General features: G+C 69.5%; 17 protein-coding genes. 9 read left to right on the plus strand and 8 right to left on the minus strand.

The genetic code is table 11. The annotated features are described in order from the left end of the window. Window positions 1–120 precede the first annotated feature (120 nt). A complete protein-coding gene (locus CEK69_RS17505; protein WP_152247014.1) occupies window positions 121–1,935 on the plus strand; it encodes a DUF885 domain-containing protein in 1,815 nt (604 codons plus the stop codon). Between the two features lie 492 nt (window positions 1,936–2,427). Here CEK69_RS17505 and queA read toward each other — a convergent pair whose 3' ends face one another. Then, window positions 2,428–3,510, minus strand: a complete 1,083-nt coding sequence (queA, locus tag CEK69_RS17510) for a tRNA preQ1(34) S-adenosylmethionine ribosyltransferase-isomerase QueA (RefSeq protein WP_226975212.1) — start codon at window positions 3,508–3,510, stop codon at window positions 2,428–2,430. Between the two features lie 103 nt (window positions 3,511–3,613). Next, window positions 3,614–4,045, minus strand: a complete 432-nt coding sequence (locus CEK69_RS17515; protein WP_017909210.1) for an Lrp/AsnC family transcriptional regulator — start codon at window positions 4,043–4,045, stop codon at window positions 3,614–3,616. A 127-nt stretch (window positions 4,046–4,172) separates the two neighbouring features. Between CEK69_RS17515 and CEK69_RS17520 the strand changes: the two genes are divergently transcribed. The 4 genes from CEK69_RS17520 (at window position 4,173) to CEK69_RS17535 (ending at window position 10,450) form a co-directional block, all read left to right on the plus strand. Further along, window positions 4,173–5,669, plus strand: a complete 1,497-nt coding sequence (locus CEK69_RS17520) for an aminotransferase class III-fold pyridoxal phosphate-dependent enzyme (RefSeq protein WP_152247016.1) — start codon at window positions 4,173–4,175, stop codon at window positions 5,667–5,669. A gap of 640 nt (window positions 5,670–6,309) precedes the next feature. Continuing rightward, complete coding sequence (locus tag CEK69_RS17525; protein ID WP_152247018.1) at window positions 6,310–8,604, plus strand: catecholate siderophore receptor Fiu; 2,295 nt, start codon at window positions 6,310–6,312, stop codon at window positions 8,602–8,604. Between the two features lie 63 nt (window positions 8,605–8,667). Continuing rightward, window positions 8,668–9,360: a Fe2+-dependent dioxygenase gene (locus CEK69_RS17530; RefSeq protein ID WP_152247020.1), complete on the plus strand. Its 693-nt coding sequence runs from the start codon at window positions 8,668–8,670 to the stop codon at window positions 9,358–9,360. A gap of 169 nt (window positions 9,361–9,529) precedes the next feature. Beyond that, a complete protein-coding gene (locus CEK69_RS17535; protein ID WP_152247036.1) occupies window positions 9,530–10,450 on the plus strand; it encodes an FAD:protein FMN transferase in 921 nt (306 codons plus the stop codon). Between the two features lie 167 nt (window positions 10,451–10,617). On the opposite strand, the gene CEK69_RS17540 is transcribed toward CEK69_RS17535, so the two are convergent. The 3 genes from CEK69_RS17540 to CEK69_RS17550 form a co-directional block, all read right to left on the minus strand. Continuing rightward, a complete protein-coding gene (locus CEK69_RS17540; RefSeq protein WP_017913796.1) occupies window positions 10,618–11,310 on the minus strand; it encodes a response regulator transcription factor in 693 nt (230 codons plus the stop codon). Between the two features lie 132 nt (window positions 11,311–11,442). Then, entirely contained in the window at window positions 11,443–12,051 is a 609-nt protein-coding gene (locus CEK69_RS17545) for a HutD family protein (protein ID WP_026144407.1), read from the minus strand. A gap of 230 nt (window positions 12,052–12,281) precedes the next feature. After that, window positions 12,282–12,614 (minus strand): ComEA family DNA-binding protein, encoded by a 333-nt coding sequence (locus CEK69_RS17550; protein ID WP_017909203.1) that lies wholly within the window; start codon window positions 12,612–12,614, stop codon window positions 12,282–12,284. Between the two features lie 204 nt (window positions 12,615–12,818). Between CEK69_RS17550 and CEK69_RS17555 the strand changes: the two genes are divergently transcribed. From CEK69_RS17555 to murU, 4 genes are all read left to right on the plus strand, one after another. Continuing rightward, on the plus strand, window positions 12,819–14,309 hold the full coding sequence (locus CEK69_RS17555; RefSeq protein WP_152247022.1) for a M20 family metallopeptidase: 1,491 nt from the start codon (window positions 12,819–12,821) through the stop codon (window positions 14,307–14,309). Window positions 14,310–14,559: 250 nt separating this feature from the next. Continuing rightward, window positions 14,560–14,829 carry a GlsB/YeaQ/YmgE family stress response membrane protein gene (locus tag CEK69_RS17560; RefSeq protein WP_010344083.1) on the plus strand — a complete coding sequence of 90 codons (270 nt, stop codon included), beginning with the start codon at window positions 14,560–14,562 and terminating at the stop codon, window positions 14,827–14,829. A gap of 73 nt (window positions 14,830–14,902) precedes the next feature. After that, on the plus strand, window positions 14,903–15,931 hold the full coding sequence (locus CEK69_RS17565; RefSeq protein ID WP_152247024.1) for a phosphotransferase: 1,029 nt from the start codon (window positions 14,903–14,905) through the stop codon (window positions 15,929–15,931). After that, complete coding sequence (gene murU, locus CEK69_RS17570) at window positions 15,928–16,659, plus strand: N-acetylmuramate alpha-1-phosphate uridylyltransferase MurU (RefSeq protein ID WP_152247026.1); 732 nt, start codon at window positions 15,928–15,930, stop codon at window positions 16,657–16,659. Before CEK69_RS17565 ends, murU begins: the two co-directional genes overlap by 4 nt. 171 nt (window positions 16,660–16,830) lie before the next feature. Here murU and hda read toward each other — a convergent pair whose 3' ends face one another. From hda to CEK69_RS17585, 3 genes are read right to left on the minus strand one after another with little or no spacing between them, the layout of a single operon-like run. Further along, entirely contained in the window at window positions 16,831–17,550 is a 720-nt protein-coding gene (gene hda / locus CEK69_RS17575; protein WP_010344086.1) for a DnaA regulatory inactivator Hda, read from the minus strand. Then, window positions 17,547–18,716, minus strand: coding sequence for an AI-2E family transporter (locus CEK69_RS17580; RefSeq protein ID WP_017909199.1), 1,170 nt, complete (start codon window positions 18,714–18,716; stop codon window positions 17,547–17,549). The genes hda and CEK69_RS17580 overlap by 4 nt, the downstream gene beginning before the upstream one ends. After that, the gene (locus CEK69_RS17585) at window positions 18,713–19,816 is read right to left on the minus strand and encodes a DUF2066 domain-containing protein (protein WP_017913803.1); all 1,104 of its coding nucleotides are present in this window, start codon (window positions 19,814–19,816) and stop codon (window positions 18,713–18,715) included. Before CEK69_RS17585 ends, CEK69_RS17580 begins: the two co-directional genes overlap by 4 nt. Window positions 19,817–19,939 lie beyond the last annotated feature (123 nt).

Below are 19,939 nucleotides of genomic sequence, written 5' to 3' on the forward strand. Positions count from 1 at the left end.
TCCCTTGTCCTGCATTGCAGTGCTCCTGAATGGCGAAAGCCTTCAGGGTAATCCAATGGCAGGGGCGCCGGCAGCCACAGCGGCGCTACCCTGACAGATCGACCCACTCCAGGAACCCCGATGCGCAAGCACCTGCTCGCCGCCGCCCTGCTCGCCGCCCTCGCCGGCTGCCAGAAACCCGCCGACGCGCCCGCCGCCAGCAACGCAGCCCCCGGCCAGGCCGCGGCCGCGCCCGATGCAGCCGCTGACGCCAGCTTCGCCGCGCTCTCCAAGCGCGCCGTCGACACCTGGATGCAACTGTCCCCGGTCGGCGCCACCCAGACCGGCGATCACCGCTACGACAGCGAGCTGGACGACCTCAGCGCCGCCGGCCGGCAGAAGAGCCTGGACGCGAGCAAGCAGTTGCTGGCCGAACTGGACAAGCTCGACACCACCAAGCTCTCGCGCGAGAACCAGGTGGACGCGGCGATCCTGCGCAACCAGTTGCAGTCGGACATCTGGAACAGCGAGGTCGCACAAGGCTGGGCGACCGACCCGCAGGTCTACAACGGCCTGGCCGGCGGCGCGATCTACGGGCTGATGGCGCGCGAGTTCGCGCCGCTGCCGGAGCGGCTGAAGTCTGCCACTGCGCGCATGGAGAAGATCCCGGCGCTGTTCGCGCAGGCGCGCGCCAACCTCGACCCGGCCCGCGTGTCGGAGATCAGCGCCAAGACCGTGGCCAAGCAGAACCGCGGCATCCTCAGCATCGTCGACAGTTTCATCGTCCCGCACATCCAGGAACTGCCGCAGGCCGACGCACAGCGCCTGCAGGCGGCGATCGAGGGCCTGAAGAAGGCCGTGGCCGAACAGCAGACCTGGCTGGACCAGACCCTGGTGCCCAACGCCAAGGGCGACTTCCGCCTCGGCGCGGAGAAGTACGACCAGAAGCTGAAGTTCGCGCTCAACTCATCGCTGTCGCGCGCCGAGATCAAGCAGCGCGCCGAGGCCGAGCTCTCGCGCGTGCGCCAGGACATGTACGGCATCGCCCGCACCGTGCTCAAGGACAAACCCGGCGCGCCGGCCCTGGTCGATGCGCCCAGCGACGAACAGCAGCAGAAGGCGATCGAGGCGGCGCTGGAGCTGGCCTATGCGCAGCATCCTGCGCGCGACAAGGTGGTCGAGGCCGCCAAGGCCTCGCTGGCCGATGCCACCGACTTCGTGCGCAAGAAGGATCTGGTGACCCTGCCCGACGCGCCGGTGGACATCATCCTGATGCCCGAGTTCCAGCGCGGCGTGGCGGTGGCGTACTGCGATTCGCCCGGTCCGCTGGACAAGAACCTGAAGACCTTCTACGCGGTGTCGCCGATTCCCGACGACTGGACCACGCAGCAGGCCGACTCGTTCCTGCGCGAATACAACAGCCGCATGATCCACCTGCTGAGCATCCACGAGGGCGTGCCCGGGCATTACGTGGAAGGCTGGCATTCGGCCAAGTTCCCCTCCACCCTGCGCGGCGTGCTGCGCTCGGGCGTGTTCGCCGAAGGCTGGGCGGTGTACACCGAGCGAATGATGCAGGAGCAGGGTTATCTGGACAACGATCCGCTGTTCCACCTGGTGCAGCTGAAGTTCTACCTGCGCAGCATCGCCAACGCACTGCTCGACCAAGGCGTGCACGTGGACGGCTGGAGCAAGGAACAGGCGCTGCACCTGATGGTCCACGACACCTTCCAGCAGCAGAGCGAGGCCGAGGGCAAGTGGGTGCGCGCACAGCTGACCTCGGCGCAGCTGCCCACCTACTTCGTCGGCGTGCAGGAACACCTGGACCTGCGCAAGGCGATGCAGGACAAGCTCGGCGACAAGTTCAACCTCAAGGCCTACCACGACCAGGTGCTGTCCTACGGCGCCCCGCCGGTACGGTTCGTGCGCGAACTGATGCTGGACGAGCCGATCAAGTAGTCGGGATTGGGGGGTCGGGATGACGGGCCTGCGGCCGTGGTGAAGCTCTTGAGGATTGGCAAGAACGTCTGGCCCCTGCTGCTGCATGGTCGTTGATACGGGCGCGATACCGTGTCTGCGCGATGCGGGGTTGATGGGCTGTCGCTGCGCGCTGCCTCACCCCAACCCCTCTCCCGGAGGGAGGGGGGTTTTGGCCTCTCCCTTCCCCCCTCGGGAGAAGGTGCCCCGAAGGAGCGGATGAGGGTACGGGCGCCGCCTCGTGCAATCACACGGGTACAGGCTGGTTTCGCGACGCTTCGCGGTGGCTTGCATTTTGTGCAGCGGCAGGCCAGAGGTGAGGCGCGAGGTCATGCACCGCCAGCGCGACGACGCCTGCTCATCGGTGCGCGGCGCACGCGTCGTCGATGCGTTCACCGACTGGGCGTAACAACGCCACCATCTTCGCCAACGCGTTCGATCGACGGCCGCCACGACCGCACGACCTCACGCGGGTCAGCCCACGCGGTCTGCCGGCGTCTCGCTGCTCCACAGCAGCATCGCGTCGCCGTAGCTGAAGAAGCGGTAGCGCTGGGCGATGGCGTGGCGATAGGCGGCGAAGATGCGCTCGCGGCCGGCGAAGGCCGAGACCATCATCAGCAGCGTGCTTTCCGGCAGATGGAAGTTGGTCACCATCGCGTCGACGCTGCGGATGCGGTAGCCCGGCAGGATGAAGATCTGCGTCTCGCCGGCGAACGGATGCAGTTCGCCGTCCTTGGAGGCGCTCTCCAGCGCGCGCACCACCGTGGTCCCCACCGCAATCACGCGCCCGCCTGCCGCGCGCGTGCGCCGCACCTGCTCGACCAGGCTGGCGCCGACGTTGAGCCACTCGCGATGCATCTGGTGCTGCTCCAGCGCTTCCACCCGCACCGGCTGGAAGGTGCCGGCACCGACGTGCAGGGTCACATGCCCGACCTCGACCCCGCGCTGCTGCAGCGCCTGCAGCAGCGGCGCGTCGAAATGCAGCCCGGCGGTCGGTGCGGCGACCGCACCGGCCTCGCGCGCGAACACGGTCTGGTAGCGCTCGCGATCGTCCAGGCCCGGCTCGCGGCGGATGTACGGCGGCAACGGCAAGCGTCCGGCCTGCTGCAGCCAGTGCTCCAGCGCGCTGTCCACATGGAACTGCAACTGGTAGAACTCGCCGTCGCGGCCCAGCACCTCGGCCTCGCCGCCGGCATCCAGAGCGATGCGTGCGCCGGCCTTGGGCGACTTGCTCACGCCCAGTTGCGCCCGCGCGCGCTGGCCGCCGAGCAGCCGTTCGATCAGGATCTCGACCCGCCCGCCGGTGCTCTTCTGCCCGAACAGCCGCGCCGGGATCACCCGCGTGTCGTTGAAGATCAGCAGATCGCCGGCACGCAGCAGTTCCGGCAGATCGCGCACGTGCCGATCGGCGAAGGCCGCCGGCGCCGGCGGTACCATCAGCAGCCGGCTGGCCGAGCGCTCGGCCAGCGGCTCCTGCGCGATCAGGTCTTCAGGCAGGTCGTAGTGGAAATCGGACTTTTTCAAGGCGCCGGGGGAGATCGGGAATGGGCCGGCCATTGTAGCGGCGCCGGGATTGGGCATTCTGGAGTGGGGATTCGTTGAAGCAAAGCGGGATCGCGCTCTTGCGAAGCCCCACTCCCTAGTTCCCGATTCCGGCCTCTCACCGCTCGAACTTGGTGGACAGGATGATCGACGAAGTGGTGCGCTCCACCCCGTCCAGCGCGCCGATGCGGTCGGTCAGTTCGTCCATGTCGTTGACGCCCGGTACCACGCCGAGCGCGATCAGGTCGAAAGAGCCGCTGACCGAATGCAGCACGCGCACCGCATCGATCTCGCGCAGTGCCTTGACCACCGAGGTCATCTTCTTCGGCAGCACGGTGATCAGGATGTGCGCGCGGATATGGCCCTGTTCGTAGTCGTCGCGGGTGCGCACGGTATAGCCGCAGATCACGCCCTCGCGCTCCAGGCGCTCGATCCGGCTCTGCACGGTGGTCCGCGACACGCCCAGGCGACGGGCGATCTGGGCGGTGGAGGCGCGCGCGTCCTCGCGCAGCAGCGACAGCAGGGCGTCGTCGGAGGCGGTGATCTTCATGACCACCGATTTTCGTCGAATCGACGAAAATGCGTCAATTCCTGCACGGATTCACGCTGCCATTCGACGATCCTGTCCCGATAATAGACAGGATCGTCGCCAGACAGCCCGCCTTCAGGAGATCTCCATGACCGTACTCGGCCCCCTCGCCCCGCTCCGTGCCCACGCCGGCGATCGCCTGACCCAGGGCCTGGACGACGCCAGCATCGAGCGCCTGGCGGCCTCGCATCCGTCGCTGCGCGCGGCGATCGACGCGGCCGGTGCGGACTACGCGCGCATCGCCGCGGAGTTCGGCGACCTGCTCGACCTCGACGAGGCCGAGCAGATCCGGCGCCTGCAGGCCGGGTTCGTCAATTTCTACGCCGACGACGCGGTGACCCCGTACGTGGCGTTGAGCGCGCGCGGCCCGTGGGTGGTCACGCTGAAGGGCGCGGTGCTGTACGACGCCGGCGGCTACGGCATGCTCGGCTTCGGCCACACCCCGGAGGCGGTGCTGGAGGCGATGGCGCGGCCGCAGGTGATGGCCAACGTGATGACCCCCAACCTGTCGCAGCTGCGCTTCGAGCGCGCGCTGCGTGCGGAGATCGGACACCGCCGCGGCGGCTGTCCGTACGCCCGCTTCATGTGCCTCAATTCCGGTTCCGAATCGGTGGGCCTGGCCGCGCGCATCGTCGACATCAACGCCAAGCTGCAGACCGATCCGGGCGCACGCCACGCCGGCGCCAGGATCAAGCGCCTGGTGGTCAAGGGCAGCTTCCACGGCCGCACCGACCGGCCCGGCATGTACTCCGACTCCAGCCGCAAGACCTATCTGCAGCACCTGGCCAGCTACCGCGGCGACGATGGGCTGATCGCCATCGCGCCCTACGACGTGGACGCGCTGCGCCGCGCCTTCGCCGAGGCCGAGCAGCACGGCTGGTTCATCGAGGCGGTGTTCCTGGAGCCGGTGATGGGCGAAGGCGACCCCGGCCGCGCGCTGCCGCCGGCGTTCTATGCCACCGCGCGCGAACTGACCCGCACCCACGGCAGCCTGCTGCTGGTCGACTCGATCCAGGCCGGCCTGCGCGCGCACGGCGTGCTGTCGGTGGTGGACTACCCCGGCTTCGAGCAGCTCGACCCGCCGGACCTGGAAACCTATTCGAAGGCGCTCAATGCCGCGCAGTACCCGCTGTCGGTGCTGGCAGTGACCGAGCACGCGGCGCAGGTGTATCGCAAGGGCACCTACGGCAACACCATGACCAGCAACCCGCGCGCGCTCGACGTCGCCACCGCGACCCTGGCGCAGTTGACCCCGCAGGTGCGCGCCAACATCCGCGAGCGCGGCGCCGAGGCGGTGCAGAAGCTGGAGAAGCTCAAGGCCGAACTCGGCGGCGCCATCACCCAGGTGCAGGGCACCGGCCTGCTGTTCTCCTGCGCGCTGGCCCCGCAGTACAAGTGCTACGGCGCCGGCTCCACCGAGGAGTGGCTGCGCCAGCACGGCGTCAACGTGATCCACGGCGGCGAGAACTCGCTGCGCTTCACCCCGCACTTCGCGATGGACAGCGAAGAGCTGGATCTGCTGGTCGGGCTCATCGGCCGCGCCCTGCGCGAAGGCCCGCGCGTGGCACAGGCCGCGGCGGCCTGAACCCCGCTGCTTGCGGTGCCGCGGGACGGCGCCGCAAGCGGCCAACCCCGACAGCATTGGCGCGTGCGGCCCTTGCACAGAGGGCGAGTACCGGCCTGGCTTCGTGGTCCGCCGACACTGGCGACGCTCATGGCGACACGCGATCCGGCACTGCCACACCCGCTCCTTCGGCATACCTCGAAACGCACCTGGTGCGACGATCCGGCAGCGACCCTGCGCCGTCGGTACCGCGCCATCTCCAGGCAGCATCGGCTGCCTGACACCGGCTTGCCTCTCTACCGCCCCTAGTTCGGACTTCCACGTACCCGCAGCGCCCGTCTGGTCGGCGCTGGCGTCGCGCGCCCGCATGGACGGGCCCCAAACCACTCAGTGCCGGGTCCTTTGGCCGATTGCGCGCCTCGGTCGATGGTCCGCATTTTCTGGCGAGTCCGGCTATCCGAACCGCGGCGGACCGGCACCGATGACAAAGAGATTGCAAACAATTCGCATTTGCATGGAAAATGAATGCACTGCCTGCATCGCATGCGCGGCAGGCACCGTTTCGCCCAGCCGCCCGATCTCGCCGCCGCGGCCGCTCCCACTGGGGGGACGGCCGCTGTCCGCGATCGGGGTGCCGTCCCTCCTGCAAACCGAACCGCCCATGACCTCTCCGATCAAGCGCCGCAAACACGCCGTGACCCGCCAGGCCGCCGCACCGACCCTCACCACCGCCGTGCTGCTCGGCGGGCTGAGCCTGCTTTCCCCCGCGCATGCGGACACCGGCGACCAGCCCACCACCCTGGACAAGGTCGACGTGCAGGCCCAGCGCGCCAAGCGCTACCTGGTGGAAGTGCCGGACTCGCCGAAGTTCACCCAGCCGCTGATCGATACCCCGCAGACCCTCACCATCATCGGCAAGGACCTGTTCAACGAGCAGGGCGCCACCACCCTCACCGAAGCGCTGCGCAACAGCCCGGGCGTGGGCACGTTCTATGTGGGCGAGAACGGCAACACCAGCACCGGCGATGCGATCTACATGCGCGGCTTCGACAGTTCCAGCAGCATCTTCGTCGACGGGTTGCGCGACCTCGGCTCGATCTCGCGCGACGTGTTCAACATCGAGCAGATCGAGGTCGAGAAAGGCCCGGCCGGCACCGACAACGGCCGCAGCGCGCCGACCGGCGCGATCAACCTGGTCAGCAAGCAGGCGCACCTGGACAACGCCAGCAGCGCCACGCTGTCCGGCGGCGACCATGGCCAGCGCCGCGCCACCGCGGACTGGAACCAGGCGCTGGGCGCCAGCAGCGCGCTGCGGTTGAACGTGATGGGCCAGGACAGCGACGCCATCGGCCGCGACCATGTCGTCAACAAGCGCTGGGGCCTGGCCTCGTCGCTGGCGTTCGGCCTGGGCACCGACACGCGCTACCTGCTCGACCTGCTGTACGTGAAGCAGGGCAACGTGCCCGACGGCGGCGTGCCGACGATCGGCCTGCCCGGCTACAGCTCGCCCGACCCCGCACGGCCGTGGCTCGGCGGCGCGGCGCGCGTGGACAGCAGCAACTTCTACGGCACCCGCGACGACCACGACGACGTGACCGCGAAGATGGCGACGTTCCGCATCGAGCACGACGTGTCCGACACGGTCAAGCTGACCAATACCGCGCGCTGGGGCCGCAACGAGCAGGACTACCTGCTGTTCGCGTTCATGCCCAACGCCGCCAACCTGCGCACGCCGAATCCGGCGGATCCTGCGACCTGGACGGTGCTGCGCAGCCTGCCGACCTTCAAGGACCAGCAGTACACCACCCTCGCCGACCAGTTGAACCTGCGCGTGGACTTCGCCACCGGCGCGGTGCAGCACAACCTCAGCACCGGCGTGGAAGCCTCGCGCGAGGAACTGCGCAGCTGGGGCCACAACATCGTCGACCGCGCCGCCTGGCTGGCGGCCAATCCGGCCAACCTCTATGCGCCGGACTGGAACACCACGCCGCTGCGCACCGCGCGCAACGGCGCGCGCAGCCATGGCACCACCACCACCTACTCGGCCTATGCCTTCGACACGCTGAAGTTCGGCGACAGCTTCCTGGTCACGGCCGGAGTGCGCGCGGATCGCTACAAGACCGACTTCGACAGCCTGGTGTGCAGTTCCGCCACCGCCACCGCCGCGCCCTGCACCACCGTGGTCGGCCTGGACACCGACATCGCCGACACGCTGTTCAGCTGGAAGCTCGGCGCGGTCTACAAGGCCAACGAGGACGTGAGCGTGTACGCCAACTTCGCCACCTCGCAGCAACCACCAGGCGGCAGCACGCTGGAACTGAGCGCCTCGGCCAACAATGCCAACAATCCGCGCTTCGATCCGCAGAAGGCCAAGACCGCCGAGGTCGGCACGAAATGGAACTTCCTCGACGATGCGCTGTTCGCGACGCTGGCGCTGTTCCGTACCGACGTGAACAACGAGATCGTGCAGGGCAGCGACGGGCTGTACTACCAGAGCGGCGCAAAGCGCGTGCAGGGCATCGAACTGTCGGCGGTGGGCAAGCTGACCGAGCGCTGGTCGCTGTCCAGCGGCTACACCAAGCTGGATGCGCGGGTGAGGCAAGGCACGACGGTCTCGCAGGACGGCAGCCAGGACCTGGCCTATACCCCAGACAGCGCGTTCACCGCCTGGACCACCTACACCTTGCCGTTCGGGCTGACCGTCGGCGGCGGCGTGCGCTACTCGGGCGAGATGAAGCGCGGCCGCGACGGCGCGGTCGGCACGCCGGCGTTCGTGAACTCGTACACCGTGTGGGACGCGGTGCTGAGCTACCCGGTCAACGACCACGTGGCGCTGCGCCTGAACGCCTACAACCTGTTCGACAAGGACTACGTCGCCGCGATCAACAAGAGCGGCTTCCGCTACACGCCCGGCGCGCCGCGCTCGGTGCTGCTGACTGCCGAGGTCCGGTTCTGAGCGACCGCGCCTGCCAACGCGCGGTGGACGCCCTATCCTGGGCGTCCACCGCCGGAGCGCCCCATGCTGCTGCACATTCCCGACATCCTCAGCGCCGATGAGGTCGCGCGGTTTCGCCAGGCATTGGAGACCGCCGACTGGGTGGACGGCCGCGAAACCGTCGGCGCGCGGGGCGCGCAGGTCAAGCGCAACCTGCAACTGGCCGACGCCTCGCCGCTGAAGCAGGACCTCGGCCAGGCGGTGCTCAGCGCACTGGCGCGCAGCCCGCTGTACTTCGCCGCGGCGCTGCCGTTGCGCACCGTCCCGCCGCGCTTCAACCGCTACAGCGGCGGCGGCAGCTACGGCCTGCACGTCGACGGCGCCGTGATGACCCAGGCTGCCACCGCCGCGCAGCCGGCGCTGACCGTGCGCAGCGACCTGTCCTGCACGCTGTTCCTGAGTGCGCCGGAGGAGTACGACGGCGGCGAACTGCTGATCCACGACACCTACGGCGAGCACGAGGTCAAGCTGCCCGCCGGCGATCTGATCCTGTATCCGTCCAGCAGCCTGCACCGGGTCGCGCCGGTGACCCGCGGCGCACGCATGGCATCGTTCTTCTGGGTGCAGAGCCTGGTGCGCGACGCCGGCCGGCGGCAGACCCTGTTCGACCTGGACACCGCGATCCAGGCGCTGACCGCCAGCGGCGCGGACGCGGCGGCGCTGCTGCGCCTGACCAACGTCTACCACAACCTGCTGCGCGACTGGTCGGAGACATGAGCGGGCGTGGCGACCTGAACGCCGAACATGCCGCCGGCACACAGTCGCGCAGCGTAGGGCACCTGCGCGCTGCCGTTGTACGGTCGCGCTGCGTCGACGCGTGAGTCGCCCCGCTTCACCGACCGCAGTCCGCGCCAGCGCCGGCATCGCCACGCTGCACGGCAGCAGCATGGGCACGCGCTGGAGCACCAGGCTGCTGCCGCCCCAACACAGCGACCTGCACGCATTGCGCGATGCGATCCAGGCGCAGCTCGATCTGGTCGTCGCGCAGATGAGCACGTGGGACGCGCAATCGGATCTCAGCCGCTACAACCGCGCCGACGCGGATACCTGGCACGCCTTGCCTGACGCGTTCGACACGGTGCTGCGCTGCGCGCTGGAGGTGGCGCATCGCAGCGGCGGCGCCTTCGATCCCACGATCGGCGCCGTGGTCGGCGCGTGGGGTTTCGGTGCCACCGCCGGGGATCGGCGGGTGCCGGAGCCCGCCGCACTGCAACAGGCCCGCGCCGCGGGCGACTCGCGCCGACTGACCGTCGACGACGCGGGCCGCTGGCACCAGCCGGGCGGGCTGCATCTGGATCTGTCGGCGATCGCCAAGGGCTACGGCGTCGACCTGGCGGCGACGGCGCTGCGTGCGCATGGCGTGGAAAGCGCACTGGTCGAGGTCGGCGGCGATCTCTATGGCTACGGTCGCAAGCCGGACGCGCAGCCGTGGCGGGTGTTGATCGAGGCCGCTGCGGACGAGCAGGTGCATGGCGACGCATCGCCGCGCGCGCTCGCGGTCGACGGCCTGGCGGTGGCCACCTCCGGCGACCGCTGGCACCACTTCGAACAGGACGGACGACGCTATGGACACCTGCTGGATCCGCGTAGCGGCCGACCGATCGCCGCGACGCTGGCCGCGGTGACGGTGGTGGCCGCCGATGCCATGCGTGCCGATGCCTGGGCCACTGCCCTGAGCGTGCTCGGTGTGGAGGCCGGGCTGGCCTGCGCCGACCGCGAAGGACTGGCGGTGCGCTTCCTGGTGCGCCAGGACGGCGCAGTGCAGGAACGGCTCAGCAGCGGCTTCGCGGCGTTAGCACGGGGCTGAGCTGAGCGCGGCACGCTGCTCGATGAGCCGCGGCCAGGGAGAGCACCACAGCACCGCGTGAGACGACGCGCCGGCGTGTTCCGGACACCGCGCCGCGACCCCGACCGCCACTGCTACGGTTGCGGCTTCGGCCGCGGCGACGCCAGCAACGCCACGCCGTCGCGCCATCAGCGCGACGCCGGCAACCCCATGCGCTGCAGCTCGAACACATAGCCCTTGCCGCGTACCGTGCGGATCCATTGCGGCACCAGCGGGTCGTCGCCGAGCTTCTGGCGCAGCCGCGAGACCTGCAGATCGATGCCGCGGCTGCCCGCAGGCATGCTGGCCTCGCCGTCGCCCAGCGCGGTGCGCAGCGTCTCGCGCGTGAGCACCTCGCCCGGCTGCTCCAGGAACACCGCCATCAGCCGCAGTTCGCCGGGCGACAGCGGGATCGTCCGCCCGTCCGGCGCCACCGCCTGGTGGCGCGCGGCATCGACCTGCCAGCCGCCATGCGCCGCTGCCGGCGGCTGGGTCGCGCGCACCCGACGCAGCACCGCGTTGAGCCGCGCCACCAGTTCGCGCAGGTCGGGCGGCCGCACCAGGAAGTCGTCCGCGCCCAGATCCAGCCCGATCACCCGGTCCACCGGCTCGGCGCGGTCGGCCATCATCACGATGGCGATATCGCCGCGGTCGCGCAGTTGCCGGCACAGGCGCAGGCCCTCAGCACCGTCGAGGCCGGCATCGAGCACCACCGCGTCGTAATGCCCGGCCGCCAGTTGCGCCTGCAGGTGCGGCGCACTGTCCGCGTCGTGGGCCTGCAGGTTGAAACACGCCAGGTAATCGCGAATCCGGTCGCGCAAGACCGCGTCCGCGTCCGCCACCAGAATTTTCGCCAACCACCTGTTGTCCGAGAGCACCTGTCGGCTTCCGCTGTACGGCCCGGATGGCCGCGTTCGCGCATTGGACGCGGTCGGCGTCGACGCTGCAAGAGCCGCGCGCGTGGTGCAGCGGGCTCAGTCCGCGGGCGTCGGCAGGGCCTCGATGCGCATCGCCAACACCTCCCCACCCCCGCTCAAAGCAAAGCGGCGCCTGGCATCGGCGGCCAACCAGGCACTGTCGCCGGCCGCCAATGGCGGCAGTCCGCTGGCCGCATCGAACTGCGCTTGCCCTGCCAGAAGATGAACGGCCCAGGCGACACCGGGTTCGGCGAAGAACAGCATCGGCCCGACCAGCGGCCGGTGCAGCAGCTGCGTGCGCAGCCGGTCGCGTCGCCACATGAGGTTGAAATCGTGGGTCGGCCCGTCCAGCAACTCGCCACGCAGCGGCCGCTCGCCGGCGAAGCGCAGGCGCGCGCAAGGATCCTGCAGCACTTGTTCCTCGCCGTCGTCGAAACGCAGGCGCACGCCGTTGCCGCGCAGCAGGACCAGTTCGCGGTCGATCCCGGGGAAAGCTGAAAAGGCGGCATCCTGCTCGATCTCGGCGATGGACAGGCGCAGCAGCCAGTCGTCGCCGACCGCCGGCAGACGCAGGATCTCCCGGGTCCAGCCCAGGCCGTTGCGCCAGCGTTCGCGGCGATACTCATTGGCGGGGATCACCCGCGCGGGCAGCGTGCACCAGTCCATGCGCGCATTCTGCACGATCAGGGCAAGCGGCCTGTCCTTGGCCAGCCCGAATATGCGACGCAGGAGGCGCCATGGCGCCCAAAAAAACATCGCCCGGCTGCACGTCACTGTGCAACGCCGGGCGACGATGTACCTCCCTGTCGGCTTCCTGCCTTCCCCCTTCGCATCCTGCTCAGTGAGGCTGCGGCCGCGCGTCCAGCGCCGGCCCTATCCTTTCGTTGCAAATCCCTTTAACGCCTTTCCACCGGCTTGGCAGCTGCCTGCTTGGCGGCTGTCGGTGCGGGTGCCTTCGTGGCGCCCACATCGATCCGGTCGCGGTTCCGCTCGACCGTCTTGAGTCCGATGCCTTTCACCAGTGCCAGTTCCTCGGCGCTCTTGAAAGGTCCGTGCGCCTGCCGGTAGTCGACGATCGCCTGGGCCTTGGAGGCCCCCACGTTCACCAACACCTGGTCGATTTCCTCCGCTCCAGCGGAGTTGATGTTGACCTTGTCCGCGGCGAGCGCGGAACCGGACAGCATCAGGGCAACGACCAGCGACTTCAGGACCACGATAAAAGACTGCATGGCAACGCTCCTTGTGACTTGGATGGGGACTTCGCCGGCCTTTCCTGCCGGCGTTGTCAGCATCGCTCGCCACATGGGTACAGCCTATCGTCGGAACGCGTCACAAACAGCAGGTAAACGGCGCGTCGCCGTGTAGGAAAAACCCTACACGGGCACCGGGGCGTAGAATGGCTGCACACGTGTGCAATCACTTCGGAGCTTTTCATGGACAGTGCCAAGATCGACCGTTTCCTGAGCGAAAAGTGGGATGACGACATCGTCCCGCAACTGGTCGATTACATCCGCATCCCCAACAAATCGCCGATGTTCGACGCCGATTGGGTCGCGCATGGCTACATGGCCGATGCGGTGGCGCTGATGGAGCGCTGGGCGCGCGCGCAGGCGATCCCCGGCTTGCAGGTGGAGGTGGTGCAACTGGAAGGCCGCACCCCGTTGATCTACCTGGAGGTGCCGGCCAGCAGCGACGCGACCGGCGAGGACACCGTGCTGTTGTACGGGCACCTGGACAAGCAGCCGGAAATGACCGGCTGGGACGCCGACCTGGGCCCATGGACGCCGGTGCTCAAGGGCGACCGCCTGTACGGCCGCGGCGGCGCCGACGACGGCTACGCCCTGTTCGGTTCGCTGGCGGCGATCCAGGCGCTGCAGGACCAGGGCATTCCGCACGCGCGCTGCGTGGTGCTGATCGAGGCCTGCGAGGAATCGGGCAGCTACGACCTGCCCGCCTACGTCGACCATCTGGCGGCGCGGATCGGCAAGCCCTCGCTGGTGGTGTGCCTGGATTCGGGCTGCGGCAACTACGAGCAGCTGTGGTGCACGACCTCGCTGCGCGGCCTGGCCGGCGGCAACTTCAGCGTCAAGGTGCTCAGCGAAGGCGTGCATTCGGGCGACGCCTCCGGCGTGGTGCCGTCGAGCTTCCGCGTGCTGCGCGACCTGCTGTCGCGGCTGGAGGACGAGGCCACCGGCAAGATCAAGGTCGACGGCCTGTACGCCGACATCCCCGAGGAGCGGCTGGCGCAGGCGCGCAAGGTCGCCGAGGTGCTGGGCGACGAGGTCTACAGCAAGTTCCCGTTCCTGCCCGGCATGCAGCCGATGCACGAGGACCTGTCCGAGCTGGTGCTCAACCGCACCTGGCGCCCGGCACTGTCGGTGACCGGCGCCGACGGCCTGCCGCCGCTGGCCTCGGCCGGCAATGTGCTGCGCCCCGAGACCGCGGTGAAGCTGTCGCTGCGCCTGCCGCCGACGCTGGACGGCAAGCACGCCGGCGAACTGCTCAAGGACGTGTTGCTGCGCGATCCGCCGTACGGCGCCGAGGTGTCGCTGGCGCTGGAGAAGTCCTCCTCCGGCTGGAACGCCCCGGCGCAGTCGCCGTGGCTGACCGATGCGATCGAAGCGGCCTCGCAGGCGGCGTTCGGCAAGCCGGCGATGTACATGGGCGAAGGCGGCTCGATCCCGTTCATGGGCATGCTCGGCGAGAAGTTCCCCGGCGCGCAGTTCATGATCACCGGCGTGCTCGGCCCGCATTCCAACGCGCACGGCCCCAACGAGTTCCTGCACATCCCGATGGGCAAGCGGGTGACTGCCTGCGTGTCGCGGGTGATCGCCGCCCACCATGCCGCCAGCCTGCGCGGCGAGACCACCGGCAGCGCGGCGGTGGCCGGCGGCGAGCAGCATGGCGGGCATGGGTGCTGTTGATGGGGCCGGGATGGCGGGAGTCGGGATTCGGGATTGGCGAAGCCGGCTTCCTGATTACCTGACTACCCGGGTTACTGCTGGAGAGGCGTCGATCCAGATGCGACGCCTCTCCGTGGCGTGATCGCTGGGTAACGTGAGCGGCCAGCCTCGAGGGCTGGGCCGCCTGAGCTGCACACGCAAGCATCGACGCCATCACAGTCGATCTGGCACGATCCGACGCTGATCCCCCTCCGCGTCCGGAACGCTTCCCATGCACACTCTGTTCGGCAGCGACAGCTGGCTCTACATCATCCTGGTGGGCTTCGTGGTCGGCCTGCTGGCGCGTTTCCTCGGCCCCAGCAGCGGACGCTCCGGCTGTCTGTTCACCGTGTTGCTGGGTATCGCCGGCGCGCTGCTGGCCGGCTGGTTCGGCCACTACATGGGCTGGTACAGCCGTGGCGAGCCGGCGGGCTTCCTCGGTGCGCTGCTCGGCGCCATCGCCCTGCTCGCGCTGTTGCGGCTGTTCTCCAGCAAGCGTTGAGGCACGGCGCGCCGCTCGCCACAGCGGCGGCGCCCGTTTACGCTGTGCGGCTCGTTTCCGCCGCAGCCTGCCGATGAGCGCCAGCCCGATGGTTCCCGATGTTCTTGCGGCACGCGCCGCGCAACGCCTGGCCTGGGCGCGCACGGCCCTGGACGACGCACAGGCGACGCTGCAGCGCGCCTCGGTGGACGCCGGCCAGCGCAGCTACTGGCGCAGCCACGGCCACGGCGTCAGCCGCATCGTGATGGATTCGCCGCCGGACCTGGAAGACGTGCGGCCGTGGCTGCGCATGCACGCGCTGCTGCGCGGCGGCGGCGTGCGGGTCCCGGAAATCCTGGCGCAGGACGCGGAGGCCGGCTTCCTGCTGCTGGAAGACCTGGGCCAACCGACCCTGGCGCAATGCCTGGACACGAGCACGGCGGACGCGCACTTCGACGCCGCGCTCGGCCAGTTGCTGCGGCTGCAGGCGATCGCGCCGCCGCCGGGCATGGGCGTGTTCGGCGAGGCACTGCTGCAACGCGACGCGGGCCTGTTCGAGGAGTGGTTCCTGCAACGCCACCTGGGCATCACCCTGGATGCCGACGAACGCGCGGCCCTGCACGGCGTGCAGCGCAAGCTCATGGACAACGCGCTGACCCAGCCGCAGGTACTGGTGCACCGCGACTTCATGCCGCGCAACCTGATGCCGGCGGCCGACGGTCCCGCCGTGCTGGATTTCCAGGACTGCGTGACCGGACCGGTGGCCTACGACCCGGTCAGCCTGTTCAAGGACACCACGGTCAGCTGGCCTTTGGCGCAGGTCGACGCGTGGCTCGCCAGCTATCACGCGCGTGCGCTGCAGGCCGGGATTCCGGTGCCGCCGCTGGCGCAATTCCTGCGCGACGCCGAGTGGATGGGCGTGCAGCGCCACCTGAAGAACCTGGGCATCTTCGCACGGCTGAACTACCGCGACGGCAAGGCCTGGTACCTGGATAACGTGCCGCGCTTCATCGCCTACCTCGACGAAGCATTGCCGCGGCACCCGACCCTGCAGCCGCTGGCGCAACTGCTGCAGACGCGGATCAAGCCGGCCCTGGCGCGGCGCGCGGCGGCCGGCGCATGAAGGCGCTGATCTTCGCCGCCGGCCTCGGCGAGCGCATGCGTCCGTTGACCGCGCACACGCCCAAGCCGCTGCTGGCGGTGGGTGGCACGCCGCTGATCGTCTGGCACCTGCGCAAGCTCGCCGCGCTGGGGGTACGCGAGGTGGTGATCAACACCTCGTGGCTGGCCGAACAGTTCCCGCAGACGCTCGGCGACGGCAGCGCGTTCGGGCTGCGCATCGCCTATTCCTACGAAGGCGCCACACCGCTGGAAACCGGTGGCGGCATGCTGCACGCGCTGCCGCTGCTCGGCGAGGCGCCGTTCCTGCTGGTCAACGGCGACATCTGGACCGACTTCGATTTCGCCCGACTGGCGCCCGAGCCGCCGGGCCTGGCGCAACTGGTGCTGGTGGATCCGCCGGCCTACGCCGCGCATGGCGATTTCGCCCTGCAGGACGACGGGCACGTGCACAATGCCGGCGACCGGTTGCTGACCTACGCCGGCATCGGCATGTACCGCCCCGCCCTGCTGCGCGACTGGCAGACCATCGCCGCCCCGGCGCCGACCGCGCCGGGCGTGCCGCCCCGCTTCTCGGTGGTGCCGCTGCTGCGTGCGCAGGCCGAACGAGGCCAGCTGCACGGCCTGCACCACCCTGGCCGCTGGACCGACGTGGGGACGCCGCAGCGGCTGGCGGAGTTGGATGAGGTGCTGGGAATGGGGAAACGGGAATCGGGAATCGGGAAAAGCTGATTTCCCGCGAGCTTCGGCAGCCTCAACCACGGCATACGTCGTCGCCCATCATAGGTCGTAGGTTCAAATCCTGCCCCCGCAACCATCTTTGTCTGCAGCGGCAACCAGTGCATCGATTGCAAGCTACTTTTTGTTCTTCTGGCTTCTACGTACTGCTTCAGTCCTCGCGCTTCAGCTTTTCCCCATTCCCGATTCCCCATTCCCGATTCCCACCCTACGCAAAAACGGCACCGTCACCCGCCGCTGCGCCGCCAGCGATTCGCGGTCCAGGCGCTCCAGCAGGCCGATCAGGCCGGCCAGGTCGCGTCCGGCGTGGGTCAGCAGCCAGTCGATCGCCGCGTCTTCCAGCACCAGGCCGCGGCGCTGGGCGCGCTCGCGCAGCACCGCGGCGCGGCCGGCGTCGTCCAGTGGCGCCAGGGCGATGCGGGTGCACTGCGACAGCCGCGAGCGCAGATCCGGCAGGCTGAGCGCCAGGCCGTCGGGCATGGCCTGCGCGGTGTACAGCAGGGTCACCCCGGCGCTGCGCGCACGGTTGTGAAAATCGAACAGCGCCACCTCGTCCTCGCGCTGCCCGGCGATCGCTTCCAGGCCGTCGAGGGCGACCAGATCGCGGCCCTCCAATGCTTCCAACGCATCGCGCAGGCGGCCGGCGGCGGCCTGCAGCGGCAGGTAGGCGGCGCTGCGCCCGGCCTGCTCGGTGGCCGCGCACAGCGCCAGGGCCAGGTGGGTCTTGCCGGTGCCGGCAGGGCCAGACAGGTACACCCAGTCGTCGGCGGCGCCGTCGGCGACCGCCTGCAGCTGCGCCAGCAACCCGTCCGGCGCGCCCAGATAGCGGTCCAGGCGCTGTTCCGGCGGATAGCGCAGGGCCAACGGCAGTTGCGGCACGCTCACGGCTGGTCGGGGCTGCGCGGCGGCAGTTCGATGATGGTGGTGCGCTCGGTGACCGTATCCAGCAGGATCGCCGACTTCTCGCCCGCGTACAGGTCGCTCTGCCGGTACTGCTCGTGCAGGTAGTGCAGCAGCACGTTGGCCACCGCCGCCACCGGCAGCGCCAGCAGCATGCCGAGGAAACCGAACAGCTGGCCGCCGGCCATCACCGCGAAGATCACCGCCACCGGATGCAGGCCGATCTTGTCGCCGACGATGCGCGGGGTCAGCACGTAGCTTTCCAGCAACTGGCCGACGGTGAACACCACGCCGACCAGGATCAGCAACTGCAGGTCGAAGCCCTTGGCCTGCACCAGTGCGGCCAGCACCGCCAGCAGGATGCCGGTGGTCGCGCCCAGGTACGGGATGAAGCTGATCAGGCCGGCGACGATGCCGATCAACAGGCCGAGCTTGAGGCCAACCAGGGTCAGGCCGCCGGCGTAGATCACGCCCAGCGCCAGCATCACCAGGAACTGGCCGCGGATGAACGCACCCAGCACCTCGTTGGACTGCTGCGCCAGGCGGGTGATGGTGCCGACGTGGTTGCGCGGGATGGTGGCGGCCACGCGCGCAACCAGCAGGTCCCAGTCGCGCAGGAAGTAGAAGGTCAGGATCGGCAGCAGCACCAGGTTGACCACCCAGGTCACCATCGCGAAGCCCGAGCGCGACAGGTAGCCGAAGAAGGTCGCGGCGACGCCGCCGGCCTGCTGCCAGTGCCCGCGGATCCAGTCGATCAGCCGCTCCGGATCCAGCCAGCCCATCAGCTCCAGCCCGGTCTTCTGCTCGGCCCACGGGATCGCGGTGCCGATGAACCAGTCGCGCGCCTGCGGCAGCACGTCGATGAAGGTGACGATCTGCCGCTCCAGCATCGGCACCAGGATCACCAGCGCCAGCACCAGCAGCAACACCATCAGCACGAACACCAGGGTCACCGCCATGTTGCGCGAGCGCCCGGCGCGCTCCAGGCGGTCCACCAGCGGGTCGCCGAGCCAGCCGAGCAGCAGCGCCAGCACGAACGGGGTCAGGATCGGCGCCAGCAGCCACACCACCCACAGCACGCCGACGATCACCGCCGTCCATTTCAGGCGGCGCAGGAACAGCGCGATCTCGGCTTCGGGCGACAACGTCATTTCAGGCGGTACTCCGTCGGCTCGCTGTTGAGGATCACCGGACCGTCGACCGGCGCGACCACCGGCTGCAGCGCGCCGTCCGGGCCGAGCATGCGGTTCAGACCGGACACGCCGCTGAGCAGGTCCAGGTCCAGTTCCAGGCGATCGCCGTCGGCGCGGACCGGCACGATGCGCCGCACCACCGAAGCGTTCTGCAGCGCGGCGGAGGCGCGCAGGTAATCGTCGGCGCTGCGGATACCGGTGATCACCACCCGGTAGATCCCGGCCGGGCCGGCGCTGACCGCCTTGGCGTAGCGCTTGACCAGGGCATCGGCGGCGCCGTCGGCACCGCTGGCCATGGCGCGGCGCGCGTCGGCGTCGCTGGACGACCAGGTCGACAGCACCTTGCCGCTATCGACGAAGGTCCAGTCCGCGGTCCAGCCGCCGGCCTTGCCGCGGTACAGCTTGCCGATCAGCTGCATCGGCGGGCTGTAGCGCGACGAGGCGCTGGCCACCGCCGCGGTGTCCTGGCGCCAGATCGCACCGGCCAGGGCCTGCTCGGCGGCGTTGCCGGTGGGTAGGCCGAGGCGGAAGCCACGCTCGATCGCACGATCGAGCAGGCTGCGCGCGGCGTTGGACTGCTGCACGCCGACCAGGCGCGGGCCGCTGCCGTCGTCGATGGCCAGCCACACCACCGGCTTGGGCCGCGGCTGCGGCCACACCGGCAGGCCTAGGGCCGCCGCCAGGCCGTCCACGTCCTGCGGGCGGAAGCGCGCCACCAGGATGGTGCGGAAGGTCGGCGCGCCGCTCGGCGAGGTGCCCTGGTCCTGGCGGTAGTCGAAGGTGTCGACCAGGTTCTTGGCGTTGCGCAGCGCCTGGGTCACCCCGGGCCGCGACATCACCCCCTTGTCGCCGGAGATCTTGCCCAGCACCACGCCGAGCGCGCGGGACAGGGCACCGTTGCGGTCGGCCTCGCTCTGGCTGTTGACCGGCACCTCGGCATCGTAGGGGCCGGTGGCGCCGGCCACGTCGCCCTCAGTGCGCAGCTCGGCCTGGGCCAGGGCGGTCGCGGCGGGCAGGCACAGCGCGAAAGACAGGAGGAAGGCAAGGCTGCGGCGCATGAAGGGTCCAGTACTCGGCGTATCCGGGGCGAATTGTTGCCCGAATGCGGGCCTAGCGCCAATGCGGCCTGTTAAAATCGCCGCCTTTCCGCCGACCCCGCCGCCCGTGACCACTTCCCAGCC

It is taken from the genome of Xanthomonas sp. LMG 12462 (assembly GCF_009192885.1).
Classification (GTDB): Bacteria; Pseudomonadota; Gammaproteobacteria; order Xanthomonadales; family Xanthomonadaceae; genus Xanthomonas_A; species Xanthomonas_A sontii.

Coding starts and splice junctions, on each gene's coding strand:
- CEK69_RS17505 (WP_152247014.1), top strand. CDS start 121: ATGCGCAAGCACCTGCTCGCCGCCGCCCTGCTCGCCGCCCTCGCCGGC.
- queA (WP_226975212.1), bottom strand. CDS start 3,510: ATGGCCGGCCCATTCCCGATCTCCCCCGGCGCCTTGAAAAAGTCCGAT.
- CEK69_RS17515 (WP_017909210.1), bottom strand. CDS start 4,045: ATGAAGATCACCGCCTCCGACGACGCCCTGCTGTCGCTGCTGCGCGAG.
- CEK69_RS17520 (WP_152247016.1), top strand. CDS start 4,173: ATGACCGTACTCGGCCCCCTCGCCCCGCTCCGTGCCCACGCCGGCGAT.
- CEK69_RS17525 (WP_152247018.1), top strand. CDS start 6,310: ATGACCTCTCCGATCAAGCGCCGCAAACACGCCGTGACCCGCCAGGCC.
- CEK69_RS17530 (WP_152247020.1), top strand. CDS start 8,668: ATGCTGCTGCACATTCCCGACATCCTCAGCGCCGATGAGGTCGCGCGG.
- CEK69_RS17535 (WP_152247036.1), top strand. CDS start 9,530: ATGGGCACGCGCTGGAGCACCAGGCTGCTGCCGCCCCAACACAGCGAC.
- CEK69_RS17545 (WP_026144407.1), bottom strand. CDS start 12,051: ATGGACTGGTGCACGCTGCCCGCGCGGGTGATCCCCGCCAATGAGTAT.
- CEK69_RS17550 (WP_017909203.1), bottom strand. CDS start 12,614: ATGCAGTCTTTTATCGTGGTCCTGAAGTCGCTGGTCGTTGCCCTGATG.
- CEK69_RS17555 (WP_152247022.1), top strand. CDS start 12,819: ATGGACAGTGCCAAGATCGACCGTTTCCTGAGCGAAAAGTGGGATGAC.
- CEK69_RS17560 (WP_010344083.1), top strand. CDS start 14,560: ATGCACACTCTGTTCGGCAGCGACAGCTGGCTCTACATCATCCTGGTG.
- CEK69_RS17565 (WP_152247024.1), top strand. CDS start 14,903: ATGAGCGCCAGCCCGATGGTTCCCGATGTTCTTGCGGCACGCGCCGCG.
- murU (WP_152247026.1), top strand. CDS start 15,928: ATGAAGGCGCTGATCTTCGCCGCCGGCCTCGGCGAGCGCATGCGTCCG.
- CEK69_RS17580 (WP_017909199.1), bottom strand. CDS start 18,716: ATGACGTTGTCGCCCGAAGCCGAGATCGCGCTGTTCCTGCGCCGCCTG.
- CEK69_RS17585 (WP_017913803.1), bottom strand. CDS start 19,816: ATGCGCCGCAGCCTTGCCTTCCTCCTGTCTTTCGCGCTGTGCCTGCCC.